Annotated in this window: 14 protein-coding genes; 7 read left to right on the top strand and 7 right to left on the bottom strand. The window is 71.3% G+C overall.

Going from position 1 to position 12,687, the window contains the following annotated elements; all coding sequences use genetic code 11:
- The first annotated feature begins 71 nt into the window (after nt 1–71).
- The gene (locus J4573_RS11025) at nt 72–2,372 is read left to right on the top strand and encodes an ATP-binding protein (protein WP_208255258.1); all 2,301 of its coding nucleotides are present in this window, start codon (nt 72–74) and stop codon (nt 2,370–2,372) included.
- Nucleotides 2,373–2,502: 130 nt separating this feature from the next.
- The gene (locus J4573_RS11020) at nt 2,503–2,886 is read left to right on the top strand and encodes a hypothetical protein (protein WP_208255257.1); all 384 of its coding nucleotides are present in this window, start codon (nt 2,503–2,505) and stop codon (nt 2,884–2,886) included.
- A gap of 100 nt (nt 2,887–2,986) precedes the next feature.
- Here J4573_RS11020 and J4573_RS11015 read toward each other — a convergent pair whose 3' ends face one another.
- Nucleotides 2,987–3,340, bottom strand: coding sequence for a metalloregulator ArsR/SmtB family transcription factor (locus J4573_RS11015; RefSeq protein WP_208255256.1), 354 nt, complete (start codon nt 3,338–3,340; stop codon nt 2,987–2,989).
- Nucleotides 3,341–3,395: 55 nt separating this feature from the next.
- On the bottom strand, nt 3,396–3,842 hold the full coding sequence (locus J4573_RS11010) for a VOC family protein (protein WP_208255255.1): 447 nt from the start codon (nt 3,840–3,842) through the stop codon (nt 3,396–3,398).
- A 69-nt stretch (nt 3,843–3,911) separates the two neighbouring features.
- Between J4573_RS11010 and J4573_RS11005 the strand changes: the two genes are divergently transcribed.
- Nucleotides 3,912–4,565, top strand: coding sequence for a TetR/AcrR family transcriptional regulator (locus J4573_RS11005; protein ID WP_208255254.1), 654 nt, complete (start codon nt 3,912–3,914; stop codon nt 4,563–4,565).
- Nucleotides 4,566–4,628: 63 nt separating this feature from the next.
- Here J4573_RS11005 and J4573_RS11000 read toward each other — a convergent pair whose 3' ends face one another.
- Both J4573_RS11000 and J4573_RS10995 read right to left on the bottom strand, forming a co-directional pair.
- Entirely contained in the window at nt 4,629–5,339 is a 711-nt protein-coding gene (locus tag J4573_RS11000) for a C39 family peptidase (protein ID WP_208255253.1), read from the bottom strand.
- 193 nt (nt 5,340–5,532) lie between these two features.
- Entirely contained in the window at nt 5,533–6,189 is a 657-nt protein-coding gene (locus J4573_RS10995; RefSeq protein WP_208255252.1) for a response regulator transcription factor, read from the bottom strand.
- Between the two features lie 88 nt (nt 6,190–6,277).
- Here J4573_RS10995 and J4573_RS56015 point away from each other — a divergent pair, with 88 nt between their 5' ends.
- From J4573_RS56015 to J4573_RS10980, 3 genes are all read left to right on the top strand, one after another.
- Nucleotides 6,278–8,092, top strand: a complete 1,815-nt coding sequence (locus tag J4573_RS56015) for a sensor histidine kinase (protein ID WP_208255251.1) — start codon at nt 6,278–6,280, stop codon at nt 8,090–8,092.
- Nucleotides 8,093–8,167: 75 nt separating this feature from the next.
- Nucleotides 8,168–8,620, top strand: coding sequence for a hypothetical protein (locus J4573_RS10985; protein WP_208255250.1), 453 nt, complete (start codon nt 8,168–8,170; stop codon nt 8,618–8,620).
- Nucleotides 8,621–8,738: 118 nt separating this feature from the next.
- On the top strand, nt 8,739–9,653 hold the full coding sequence (locus J4573_RS10980; protein ID WP_208255249.1) for a trypsin-like serine peptidase: 915 nt from the start codon (nt 8,739–8,741) through the stop codon (nt 9,651–9,653).
- A 24-nt stretch (nt 9,654–9,677) separates the two neighbouring features.
- Here J4573_RS10980 and J4573_RS10975 read toward each other — a convergent pair whose 3' ends face one another.
- Nucleotides 9,678–10,073 carry a RidA family protein gene (locus J4573_RS10975; protein ID WP_208255248.1) on the bottom strand — a complete coding sequence of 132 codons (396 nt, stop codon included), beginning with the start codon at nt 10,071–10,073 and terminating at the stop codon, nt 9,678–9,680.
- Between the two features lie 118 nt (nt 10,074–10,191).
- Between J4573_RS10975 and J4573_RS10970 the strand changes: the two genes are divergently transcribed.
- Nucleotides 10,192–11,166 carry a helix-turn-helix transcriptional regulator gene (locus J4573_RS10970; RefSeq protein WP_208255247.1) on the top strand — a complete coding sequence of 325 codons (975 nt, stop codon included), beginning with the start codon at nt 10,192–10,194 and terminating at the stop codon, nt 11,164–11,166.
- 30 nt (nt 11,167–11,196) lie between these two features.
- Here the strand turns inward: J4573_RS10970 and J4573_RS10965 are convergent, their stop codons facing one another.
- Entirely contained in the window at nt 11,197–11,844 is a 648-nt protein-coding gene (locus J4573_RS10965; protein ID WP_208255246.1) for a GNAT family N-acetyltransferase, read from the bottom strand.
- A 149-nt stretch (nt 11,845–11,993) separates the two neighbouring features.
- The gene (locus J4573_RS10960) at nt 11,994–12,668 is read right to left on the bottom strand and encodes a class I SAM-dependent methyltransferase (protein WP_208255245.1); all 675 of its coding nucleotides are present in this window, start codon (nt 12,666–12,668) and stop codon (nt 11,994–11,996) included.
- Between the last annotated feature and the right edge of the window lie 19 nt (nt 12,669–12,687).

Raw genomic sequence — 12,687 nt, 5'->3', positions numbered from 1 at the left:
TGGGGGTGGTCCTGATCGACTAGCGTCTGACGTCCGTCACAGGACGTCAGCGGCGTGAGGGGCGAGTCGGCATGGGTGCGGCGCGGGGGACCACGACGGGCCTTCCGCGCCCGAAGACCAGCTACGTCGGCCGGCGGCGGGAGGCCGCGGCGGCGCGCACGGCGCTGGCCGCCGGGCGGCTGGTGACGCTGACCGGGCCCGGCGGGGTCGGCAAGACCCGGCTGGCGACGGCGGTGGCGGACGAGGCGGCGCGCGGCTTCGACGACGGCGCGGTGTTCGTGGAGCTGGGTGAGCTGCGGGACGGGACGCTGCTGCCCAACCTGGCGGCCGACCGGCTCGGGCTTCAGGACCGTACCGGCCAGCCGGTCGTCCAGGCGGTGCTCGACCACCTCCGCGATCGCGCGCTGCTGATCGTTCTGGACAACTGCGAGCACCTGGTCGAGGCGTGCGCGCGGTTCGTCGTCGCGGTCCTGGACGCCTGCCCCGACGTGACACTGCTCGCGACCAGCAGGCAGTCGCTCGGCGTCGAGGGCGAACGGATCCTCCGCGTTCCGCCGCTGCCCGTGCCGGGGCCGGACGCCGGGTCCTCGCCGGACGAGCTCGCGCAGTACGACGGCGTCCGGCTGCTGGTGGAACGGGCCGCCGCCGTCGTCCCGTCGTTCGAGGTCACGGCCGCCAACTCCGCCGCGATCGCGACGCTGTGCAGGCAGCTGGACGGCGTACCGCTGGCGATCGAGCTGGCGGCGGCGCGGCTGAGGTCGCTGTCGCCGCAGCAGATCACGCGGCGGTTGTCGGGCGCCCTGGCGCTGCTGACGAACGCGCCGCGCACCGCGCCGCAGCGACAGCGGTCGCTGCGCGCCACGATCGACTGGAGCTACGAGCTGTGCTCCCCGATCGAGCAGGCGCTCTGGGCGCGCGCGTCCGTCTTCGCCGGATCGTTCGACCTCGACGCCGCCACGCAGGTGTGCGAGGGCCCCGACGTTCCGGCGGACGAGGTGCTGGACGCCGTCGACGGCCTCCTCGACAAGTCCGTGCTGATCCGCGAGGACCGCGGCGACGTCGTGCGCTACCGGATGCTGGAGACGATCCGCGAGTACGGGCAGGAACGGCTGGACGTCGCGGGCACCCGTACCGCCGCCGCGCGCCGCCACCGCGACTGGATCGACCGCCTGACGCGCGAGGCCGACGCCGCCTGGGCCGGTCCGCGGCAGCTGGAGTGGACCGTACGGCTGCGGCTGGAGCACGCCAACCTGCGCGCGGCCCTGAACTGGTCGCTCACCGAACCGGGGGAGGCGGTCGCGGCCCTGCGGATCGCCGCGCGGCTCGACGAGTACTGGACGATGATCGGGCACAGCCTGGAGGCGCGGCAACGCCTCGACCTGGCCCTGGACGCCACCCCGAAGGACCATCCGGACCGGCTGTTCGCCCTGGCGACGTGCGCGCTGCACGCGATCTGGCACGCCGACATCGACATCGCCCTCGCGCGCCTTGCCGAGGGCGACGAGCTCGACCCCGGCGACGACGAGCTGATCACCGCCCATCGGACCTACGTCCGCAGCCTGGCCGTGATGATCCAGGTCAAGCCCGGCTCGGCCAAGCTCTCCATGACCGCGGCCGAGGCGTTCCGCGCGCACGGCCAGATCCGCCGCGAGCTGCACCCGCTGTTCATCCACGGGGTCGCGGTCACCTATCTCGGCGACATCGAGGCGGGCCGCAGGTCGTTGCGGCGCATGCTCACGCTGAGCGAGGAGTGCGGCGAGTTCTGGTACCGCAGCATGGCGCTGTTCGGCATCAGCATGATCGAGGTGGGCGCCGGCGAGCTTGACGCCGCCGAGTCCGCGGCGGCGGAGGCCCTCGCCATCTGCCGCGACACCGGCAACCGCTTCGGCGAGGCGTACCGCCTCGACGCCCTCGCCTGGGTCGCCGACGCGCGCGGCGAGCACGAACGCGCCGCCACGCTGTTCGGCGCCGCGTCCAGGAAATGGGACGAGATCGGCTCCACCCCCGAGGTCGCCGTCTCGCTCCCGCACATGATCCACAAGCGTTCCACCCGCGAGGCGCTCGCCCCCGACCGCTTCGACGAGGCCTACGCCGCGGGCCGCGCCCTCACCGACCGCCAGACGATCGAGTACGCCCTGGGCGAGGCCCCCGAGGCCCCCGAGGCGCCCGGCCCCCCGACCGTCGCCGACCTCACCCGGCGCGAGGGCCAGGTCGCCGCGCTGGTCACCGAGGGCCTGTCGAACGGCGACATCGCGGCGCGGCTCGTCATCTCCCGCCGTACCGCCGACACCCACGTGCAGAACATCCTCAGCAAGCTCGGCTTCCGCAACCGAGCCCAAATCGCCGCCTGGTACACCAGCCGCCGGCGGTAGAGCCCCCGCCACTCGAAGGAATCCCATGACCGACCTGTACGGCGTCCGCGTGCTCGACGTCGACCCCGAGGCGCTGACCGTGCGCTTCCGGGTGTTCGTCGTCTACTACGACACCTGATCCCGCACGCACGTGCCGCTGCCCGAGGACCCCGCGTTCTTCCTGCGCCTGCTGTGGGACTTCGCCGAACTGCACCACGGCGAGCGGGGACCGCCGGCCCGGGTGCTGAGCTACGACGACCTGCGCGACGACGTCACGCACACCTTCCGGCTGGCGACCAACACCCACCGCTTCGTCGCGGACTTCACCCAGGACACCGAACGAAACCACCCGCTGAGCTGGAACGCCTGGCAGAGCCTCGCCGACTTCTACTACCTGCGGTCCGGCGGCTGGTCGGACGAGGAGAGCCTGGTTCAGGCGGACTACACGGTGCGGGTGACGGACGCTCGCTGGCCGGCGGGTGGTGGATCAGCTCCAGGTCGCCGAACCAGCGGGCGGTGCGTTCGGGCTCGGTGATGCTCGCCCACACGTCCTCGATCGGGGCCTTGAAGGGTGCGGCTCAGGACGAGCTGCGCGTCGTCGCCGTCGCGCCGCAGCCTGCCGGTCGGAATCGGTGTCATGCGGTGTTCTCCCTTGTCTCGCCCTGGGCTCTGCGATCACGGCCCGCGCGCCGTACCTCGGTCTCCAGCGCGTCCAGCCGGTGCTCCCAGCTCGTCGGCGCGCGCATCGTCGTGATCCACTCGGCCAGTCCGGTGAGCGGTGCCGGGTCGAGTGAGTAGAGGCGCCTGCGGCCCACGAGTTCGTCGCGGACCAGGCCGCATTCGCGCAGGACGCGCAGGTGGCGGCTGATCGCGGGGCGGCTGATGGTGAACCGCGCCGCGATGTCGCCCGCGCTGTGGGGCTCGCCGCGCAGCAACGCCAGAATCTCCCGGCGCACAGGGTCGGCGATCGCGGTCACCACCTCGTCCACGGGCAAAAGCGTAACTCACAGGTTACGCTTTTGCCCCGGGGGGAGATTGCTTGCTTCAGGCCGTTGTTGATCCGGTGAAGAGTTCGGTGGCGCGGGCGACGATCTCCTCGTGCGGCACGTCCCGCAGGTGCTGGTTCACGGCCCAGCGATGCCCGAACGGGTCGAGGAACTGGCCGGTTCGGTCGCCCCAGAACGCGTCGTGGATCGGCTCGTAGGTGGTGGCGCCGGCTTCCAGCGCCCGGGTCATGGCGGCGTCGGCGTCGGGGACCTGGACGTGGAACGCGGCGGGCGTGCCGCCGAGCGTGGCCGGAGTGCGCATGTCGCGCTCGGGCATTTCTCCCGCCACCGCCAGGACCGTGTCGCCGAGCCGGAGTTCGACGGTGAGCGTGCTGCCGCCGGGAAGGGCGAGGCGGCTGGTCTCTGTCGCCCCCAGAGCCTCGGCGTACCAGGAGGCGGCGTGGTCGGGGTCGCTGACTACCAAATGAATCGCTATCTGAGTCACGCATCGGACCATACAGCTTGTATGGATAGTATGTCCATACAGTTTGTATGGACACGGTTATGATGGGGGATGCCTTCCAAACCGACCGTGCGCTCCGCCCGTCGATCCGGACCGGCCCCGGGGTCCGCCGAGCTGCGGGAGCGGATCCTGTCCGCGACGCGCGAGCTGCTGCGCGAGCAGCGCTTCGACGGGCTCAGCGTGGCCGACATCCTGAACGCCGCCGGGGTCTCGCGGGCCAGCTTCTACTTCTATTTCCCGGGCAAGCAGGCCGTGCTCGGTGAGCTGGTGCGCGAGGCGGTCGCGGGAGGGCAGCAGGCGGCACGGCCCTGGATCGACCAGGAGCAGGATCCGGTGACCGCGTTGCGGTCCGGCGTGGCCGACGGGGCTCGGTTGTGGAGTGAGAACGCGGGCGTTCTCATGGCGATCGTGGAGAGCTGGGGATCGGACCCGGAGCTGCGGGAGCTGTGGGTCGAGCAGATGAACCTGTTCACCGATGCCGCTGTGGCGCGGATCGAGTCCGATGCGAAGGCTCGACGGCGGCTCGGATCCAAGGACGTGCGGGCGGTGGCCGCGTCGCTGACCTGGATGGGTGAACGGCTCTACTACCTGGCTGCGGCCGGTGTTCCGCCGTTCGATGACGAGGAGGTTCTCGTCGACACGCTCACCAACGCGTGGACCTCGATCCTCTACGGCGATGGCGTGACGGGTCCGCAATCGGTGTGAGGGGCCTGGCATGACGAACGGCCCGTCCAGCAGGACAGGCCGTTCGCTAGCTGACTTGCCGGGCTACCAGACGACGACGAACTTGCCGGCGTAGGCGATCTTCTCCCACTGGGTGGCCTTCAGCTTGCGCTTGCCGTGCGCGGGGTCCCAGATGAGGTAGGTCGAGTCGCTCCACTTGGTGGTGTCGTCGAAGCCGTAGATGACGACGTAGTGGGCGACGGCCTTGCCGGCCTTGGGGTACCAGCTCTTCCTGGCGTAGACGGTCAGGACGAGCGGGCCCTGGCCGCGTGCGTAGGAGTAGCGGGTGCCGTTCCAGAGGTTGGCGTTCTTGACGCTGCGATGCGCCTTGTACTTGGTGCCCTTGGTCTTCCAAGCCTTGTTGATGTAGTTGGTCATCTCGCGGCCCATCGCGATGGGCGAGGTGAAGCCGATCTTGTCGGTGGCCATCTTCTTCGCGAGGGAGGCCTGGGTGCCGCTGCCGACCTTGGCGTGGTAGCTGAGGGCGCTGGCGGCGGCGGCCGGGCCGCACCAGTTCCCCTTCTTCTGCTTCTGGCCCGAGATCTTCATCGTCTTCCAGTAGGCCTTCGCGGTGGCCTCGTCGGACGGCGGCTGCCAGAGGATCTTCCAGTGGTGCTGCGCCGCGGCCGGCGTCGCTGCGGCAGCGGTCTGAGGCCCGGCCGGAGCCTGCGGGGCGGCGAAGGCGATCGCCGGGGTGGCCATCGCCACGCCCGCTGTGACCAGGACCGAACCGACACGAGTGAATGCACGCGCCATGGTCTCTCCAGAGGTTGGGATCTTGCTTGGTGGACAGAGCCAAGAAGGACTATGGCGCGCCCGCGAGTCCGCTCGTAGAAGCCCAGGGTCCATGTTCGCCGTCCCGCCCCTAGCCCCTGGGGGCCAACCCGGCCCCGGGCTCAGCCGCCCAGCCGGTCGCGGTGGGCGGCGGCGATGGCGCTGGGTAACCCGATCAGGCGTTGCGCAGGTATCTCAGGACGGCGAGGACGCGCAGGTTGATGTCGGAGCGTTCGTCGTCCTGGGGGAGTCCCAGCTTTCTGGAGACGGCGGTGATGCGCTTCTCCACGGTCTTGGGGCTGTAGTTCAGCTCCCGCGCGATGGCGCTGTTGGAACGGCCCTCGGCCATCAGCGCCAGCACTTGCGTCTCGCTGGGGGTGAGGTCGCGGAGCGGGTCCACGGTACGGTTCCGGCGCATCACGCGCTGGATCACCTCGTTGTCGACCACCACCTCGCCCTGCGCCACCCGGTGCACCGCGTCGATCAGACGGTCGGTGTCCTGCACCCGGTCTTTGACCAGATAGCCGACCGAGCCCGTCGCGAAGTCCAGGAGCCGCACGGCGTAGACGGTCTCGGCGTAGTGCGACAGCACCAGCAGGCCCACGGACGGGTGCCGGGCGCGGATCCGCTGGGCGGCCTGCAGTCCCTCGTCGCGGTGGTCGGGCGGCATCCGGATGTCCAGGACCACGACGTCGGGCGGGTCGGCCTCGACCGTGCGCAGCAGCTCGGGCAGCGATCCGGCCTCGCCGATCACCTGCAGGCCGCGCCGGGTGAAGGTCTCGACCAGCATCTGCCTGAGCAGCCCCGAATCGTCCGCGATCACCAGCCGCATCGGGCGCCCCCGGTTCGGCGGCGGACGTCACATGGCCGACAGAGGTCAGGACGCCGGACCGGGTGATCGGCTGCAGCAGAATGTCGCCGTGTCATCGGACGGCACCGCCGGCGGGGGCCTGCCCGGGATGGGGCCGCGGCGGGTACAGGTGCTCTCGCTTGCCGTCGCCGGGCTCGTGACCGTCGTGGCGGCCAACCTTCTGACCTGGCAGAACGCGCCGTACAGCGCGCCTGTCTGGCTCATGATCGAGCTGCCCGGCGTCTCGTTCGTCGTCTCGGGGCTCGTGCTCGGCCTGCTCCGCCCGGGGCGCAGCATCAGCACCCACATGGGGGTCGTCGGCTGCGCCTGGAACGTGGGCACGCTGCAGGCGAGCGACCATCCGGCGCTGTTCGCGATCGGGTACGTGGGGTTCTTCGTCCCGCTGGTCGCGTTCACCCACATGGTCCTGGCCCTGCCGGACGGCCGCCTCACCCGGGGCGAGCGCCGCAACATCACGGCCCAGTACGTCACCGCCGTCCTGCTCCAGGTGCTGAACCTCGCGCGGGACAGCACGCCCGAACCGGAGATGTGGGGACGTCACGAGCTGGGTCAGGCGGGCTCGTTCTGGGGCTGGCTGGGCAACGGCATGATGCTGATGTTCGTCGTCATCTCGGCCGGGCAGGTCGTGCGCAAGTGGCGCCGTTCGGGCGGGCCGGGGCGCCGGGAGTACGCGCTGGTCTGGACGTCGGTGCTCGGCGTCGGCGTGGTGACCGGCGGCACCGCGGTCCTCTACCTGGTCGGCGTGACCTGGATGGACCGGCAGCGCCTCGGGGTGGCGTTCATGCTGAGCGTGCTGATCATGCCGATCGCGGTGGTGGCCGGCCTGCTGCGCTCCCACCTGGCCCGGCTGGAGGTCGCCCGCCTGGTCGTACGGCTGGACAAGGCGGTCGAGCCCGAGGAGGTGCAGGCCGCGCTGGCCGACGCGCTCGGGGACCCGGGCCTGGAGGTGCGCTTCCCGCTGTCGGGCTCCGAGGGGTACGTCGGGGTGGACGGCCGTCCCGTTCCGGCCGTGTTCCCCGCCGACCAGGTCGTCACGGCGGTGGAACGCCAGGGCCGGGTGCTCGCCGTCCTCGTTCACGATCCCGCCCTGCGGCAGCAGCGGGCCCTGGTCGAATCGGCCGTCGCCGCGGCCCGCCTGTCGCTGGACAACGCGCGCCTGTACGCCGTTCAGCACGCCCAGCTGGAGGAGATCCGCGAGTCGCGCGCCAGGGTGGTGGTCGCCTCCGACGCCGAACGGGTGCGGATCCAGCGCGACCTGCACGACGGCGTCCAGCACAAGCTGCTGGCGATGGCCATGTTCCTCAGCCATGCCCGCGACCACCTGTCCGGCGACGCCCCACGCGACGACCTGCCCGGCGGGGAACACCGGATGGTGCGGCATCTGGAGACCCTCGGCGGGATGATGCGCGAGGCGATCAGGGAGCTGCGCGACCTCGCGGAGGACATCTGCCCGCCGGCGCTGGCCGAGCAGGGCCTGGCCGTCGCGATGGAGTCGGTGGCCGAACGCGCCCCGGTCCCCATGGTCGTGGACATCCCGTCGGCGCGCTGGCCCGAGCACGTGGAACGGGTCGCCTACTTCGTCGTGACCGAGGCGCTGGCCAACGTCTACAAGCACGCGCGGGCCGGGAAGGTGACCGTGCATGTCGCCGACGCGCCCCTCTGGCTGGTCGTCACCGTGCGCGACGACGGGGTAGGCGGCGCGGACCCCGACAGGGGAAGCGGGCTCCGCGGCCTGCATGACCGGGTCGGCGCCCTCGGCGGAACGCTGAGGATCGACAGCGTCCAGGGCTCGGGCACCACCCTCGTGGCGACCCTACCGATCGGCACCGATGAGAACAGGAGGGGAATCCCTCCACTCGCGTAGGGACACCCCCGCTGCCCGCCGCACCCTCCGCCGACAGGGTTGGAAACGCAAACGATCCAACGGAGGGAACAAGCCATGACCAGCACCGTGACGACCAAGCGGGCCGGCCGCATCGCCGCCACCGCGGCCATCGCCACCATGGGCGCCTTGATCGTGAACGTGCCCGCGTACGCCAACGACACCGTGAAGAGCCGCCCGAACGCGAGCACCGTGGTGTTCACCACCTCGGACAGCGGCAGCAACGGCCACGTGACCGGCAACGTCACCTTCACCGTGCGCGCTGACGGCAACTGGACGATGGACAGCCACACGCACAACTCGCACATCGCCTGGCGCAACGTGACGTGGCGCTGCACCCTGCTGTTCGGCCCGTCGCACACCACGACCACCTACACGATCGGCCGCCACCGCGTGGACGGCAAGGAGTCCAGCAACAGGCACGCCGGCGCCTACGACGCCGACATCCAGCGCTTCTTCGGCGACGTCTACCAGTACGGCCAGGCCACCTGCGACCTGAGCGTCGGCTGACGACCTCGACCGCCGCGGCCGGGCCCCGGGCCGCCGGGTAGAACATGTGGCCCGCTCACCGCGCGTCGTGGAGACACCGTCCGCAGCCCCCGGGAAGGATGCCTTCCCGGGGGTGACGATGAACATCAAACGCACTGGTCAGGTCGTCGTACTCACGAGCGTCGCGCTGATGACGGGGATTCCGGCGGGCCATGCCGGCCAGCGGACCGCCCGTGCCGACCACCCTGCGGGCAAGATCCTGACGCCGCACGGCGATGACCACGGCTACGCGCGCTGGCCCAAGCCGTACACCCGCCACGCGTGGTCCCGGATCACCGGCAAACTGCTCAGCGACGCCCACGGCGAGGTCGAGCCCTGCACGGCGTCGGTGATCCGCTCGCGAAGCCGCATGCTGCTGGTGTCCGCTGCGCATTGCGTACGGGACCCGGGCCCCAAGGGCCGGTTCTTCACCAACATCCGCTTCGTGCCCGCCTACAGCGCCAAGGCCGACCCCGACACGGGGAAGAACTATGACGTCCGCGCCCCGTACGGGACCTGGCGCGTGCGCAAGGTCTGGGTCACCAAGCAGTGGCGGCACACCCGCTACGACTTCAACGACCCGAACCCGCCGGTGCGCATCTCCGGCTTCGACGTCTCCGTTCTGAGCGTCGCGCCCAAGAACGGCCGCCGCATCCAGGACGTCGTCGGCGGCTTCGCCCCGGTGGTCTCGGCGGCCGGCCGGTTCCGCTTCACCACGCTCGGCTACCCGGGCGGCGGCATCGCCCCCTACCTTGGCAACCTCCTGGAACGCTGCGTCGGGCGCGGCAAGAACGCCCCCCGCAAGATCGGGCCCGGCGCCGTCCGTACCCGCAACTGCTGGGTCATCCCAGGGCACAGCGGCGGTCCGTGGATCGTTCCCGGCCGGGGAGTCATCGCCGTCACCTCGTCGCAGGTCGCCCGGAGCTCTCTGGGAGCACGGCTGAAGCCCACCACGTTCGGCCCGCTCTACCGCGCCGCCGACCTCTGGTCACTCCACATGACGGGCGCGAAGTGACCAGACGCCCCCGCTGACGTCGGGTCAGGCCACGGCGGTCCCCTCGAGCTCGACCAGCAGGCCGGGGATCGCCAGCCGCGTCACCCCGAGCATCGTGGTGGACGGCGCGACCCCGGCGGCGCCCAGCCGCGCCGCCAGCACGCCGTAGTGCTCGAAGAGCCGGTCGACGTCGGTGGTGTAGACGTTGAGGCGGACGAGGTCGGCCAAGGACATGCCCGCCTCGGCGAGCACGGCCTCCAGGTTGTCGAGGCTCAGCGCCACCTGCGCCGCCATGTCACCGGCGTGCTCGGGCTTGCCGTCGGCGTTCATCGCGGTCTGCCCGGCGCAGTACAGGGTCCGGGTGTGACCGGAGACGAGCTCGCCCTGGTCGTATCCCATCCCCGCCGACCAGGCCCACGGGTTCACCGCAGTACGCTCCATCGCGACATCAGCTCCATTCGATTCGTTGACTCGATCAGAGGCCACGCCCGGTGACCTGCGAATAAGCCTCCCGGGTAATCACGACATCGTGTGTCATGTATTCGGGTAGCTTTTTCGTGTGCGCGCCGATCGGCTGGTCTCGCTGGTGCTGCTGCTGCGCCGGCACGGCCGGCTGTCGGCGGCCACGCTGGCACGCGAGCTGGAGGTGTCCACCCGGACCGTGCTGCGCGACATCGAGGCGCTGTCGGCGGCCGGTGTGCCGGTCTATGCCGAACGGGGGCGGCACGGCGGATTCTCGTTGTTGCCCGGATTCCGGACCGAGCTCACCGGACTGAACCACGACGAGGCCCTCGCGTTGCTGGTCGCCGGGTCACGGCGCGGCGCGCAGGCGTTCGGCCTCGGCTCGGCGCTCGCCTCGGCGATGCTCAAGGTGGTCGACGCGCTGCCGGAGGGCCATCGGGACACCGCGAGCGACGCGGTCCAGCGGCTGCTGATCGACCCGGAGATCGACCTGCTCTCGCGTCGGCAGGCCGCCGAGGAGGCGCCCGACGCCGTCATGGCGGAGGTTCGGCGGGCGGTGCTGGCCGGGCACAAGCTGCGCATCCGGTACGCGGCCGTGGACCAGGCTCCGAAGTGGCGCACGATCGACCCGATCGGCCTGGTCACCGTACGGGATCAGGGCTATCTGCTGGCCACGCGATCCGGCGAGGACCGCACCTACAAGCTGTCCCGGATCTCGGCCGCCGAGGAACTGGCCGAGCCCGCGGAACGACCGGACCGGGTCGATCTGGACCGGGCCTGGCAGGAGCGCAGCACGCGGTTCCGGACCGGCGGCGACCAGGTCACCGTGCTGCTGCGGCTGAACCAGGCGCGGAGGGACGAGTTGATGGGCACCGCGCTGGCCGTTCTCACCGAGGAAACCGAGGAGGACGGCTGGCTGCGGCTGGAAGTGACCTTCCAAGACCCGAGACACGCCGTGTGGGCGTTGTGGCAGCTCGGCACGGGCGCGGAAGCCCTCGACCCGCAGTGGCTGCGCGACTCCTTGCGCGACCGGGCCGCCGTGATCGCCGCCCGTTACAAATCTACAATGTAAAGGCGGCCGCCGAGGTCGCGCCGCCCGGGCTCAGACGGCGCGGGAGAACGTCACGTAGTCGCCGATGGCCTGGTAGCCGAGGCGCTGGTAGGCGGCGGGGTTCGCCGGGGTGGTGGCGTGCACGACCTCGGTGACGCCTGTCGCGAGCAGCGAACGGGTGACGGTGGCGACCAGCGCGGTCGCGTAGCCGTGCCCCCGGTGCTCGAACGTGGTGTAGATCGGGTCCAGGCGCACCGTCGAGCCGAACCGGGGCCCGCGACCCGCCACCGCCACCACGCCGCCGTCGGTCTCCCAGAGGCTCAGGTCGCCGGAGCCGATGCGGGCCGCGACGGTGCCCGGCGTGCCATGGCCTCGGGTGACGGCCTCGTACCAGCGCTCCAGCAGATCCTCGTCGGCACGGGTCGCCGGCCGAGCGGCACCGTCCGGCGTCGCGTACGGGCGAAGCTCCTCCAGCCGGTGCAGCCGGACGCGATGGCCGACCGGCCGACCCGGGCAGGCCGACGCGAACGCCTCGGCGAGATCGCTGCGGCCCTCCCAGGCGTGGGGCGGCTCGTCCAGGAGATCGGGAAGCGCGGCGGCGGCCTCCGCCGGCATGTCGCCCAGCAGCAGCGGGCCGAAGGCTGGGCGGATGAACGCGCCGCCGACCGTTCCCTCCTCCGTCGTCCACCAGCCGAACAACGGCGGCGTCCGGCCGCCGCCGAAGCCGCCGGAATTCCGGTGGGCGGACAGGGCGATCAGCAGGGGGAGACCGGTCGCCGCCCGCGCGAGCAGGAACTCCTCGCCCGCCGCGAACTCGGCCGGGTCACTGGCCGTCGACCAGCCGGATGTCAGAAGAATGGCCGGAACTCCTTGAAGCTCGGTGCCGGGCGCGGATCGGGCAGCCGGTAGGCGCCGGTCCGCGGCCGGCCGGTGGCCGGGTCGACGGTTCCGTCGACCAGAGCGTCCGGCATCGGATCCCACCCCAGATTGGTCTCGAAGTAGGCCACGGCGGTGCCGACCGACGGCCACCAGAGGTCGTCGAGCACCACGATGCCACCGGGCCGGACGATCTCGCTCAGGAAATGCAGGTCGACGAACACGTTGTGGAAGTGGTGGCCGCCGTCGACGAACGCCGCGTCCGCGGTGAAGCCCGCGCCTGCCAGCCGGGGGAGGAAGCGCTGCGACGGCTCGGTCACCAGCTCGGCGATGCCTTCGAGACCGGCGCGCTCCATCAGCTCCCAGCCGACGCCGTCGTACGCCGTGTGCTGGAACGGGTCGATCACCACATGCCGGGGGCTCCGCGAACCGGCGCGCAGCAGCGCCTCGCCGATCGCCAGCGCCGAGCTCGCATAGGCGAGTCCGATCTCGACGACCGTGCCGGCTCCCTCCTCCACCAGGAGGTCACGTACCTGGTCGCAGTCGCGTTCCGGCAGCGTGACGGTCGCGAAGTCCGGGCCATCGGCGGGAATCCGCGGCGGCCCGTTCTCGGCGAGGTCGCGGCGTACGGCCGCCAGTCGCTCCACCAGGCAACACTCCTCCAGC

It is taken from the genome of Actinomadura barringtoniae (genome assembly GCF_017573505.1).
Classification (GTDB): Bacteria; Actinomycetota; Actinomycetes; order Streptosporangiales; family Streptosporangiaceae; genus Spirillospora; species Spirillospora barringtoniae.
This window is presented reverse-complemented; position numbering and strand designations above follow the sequence as displayed.

Excerpts from the sequence above, each read along its gene's own strand:
- J4573_RS10975 (WP_208255248.1), bottom strand. The coding sequence starts at position 10,073 with ATGGAGCGTACTGCGGTGAACCCGTGGGCCTGGTCGGCGGGGATGGGA.
- J4573_RS11025 (WP_208255258.1), top strand. The coding sequence starts at position 72 with ATGGGTGCGGCGCGGGGGACCACGACGGGCCTTCCGCGCCCGAAGACC.
- J4573_RS10995 (WP_208255252.1), bottom strand. The coding sequence starts at position 6,189 with ATGCGGCTGGTGATCGCGGACGATTCGGGGCTGCTCAGGCAGATGCTG.
- J4573_RS11005 (WP_208255254.1), top strand. The coding sequence starts at position 3,912 with ATGCCTTCCAAACCGACCGTGCGCTCCGCCCGTCGATCCGGACCGGCC.
- J4573_RS11000 (WP_208255253.1), bottom strand. The coding sequence starts at position 5,339 with ATGGCGCGTGCATTCACTCGTGTCGGTTCGGTCCTGGTCACAGCGGGC.
- J4573_RS10985 (WP_208255250.1), top strand. The coding sequence starts at position 8,168 with ATGACCAGCACCGTGACGACCAAGCGGGCCGGCCGCATCGCCGCCACC.
- J4573_RS10980 (WP_208255249.1), top strand. The coding sequence starts at position 8,739 with ATGAACATCAAACGCACTGGTCAGGTCGTCGTACTCACGAGCGTCGCG.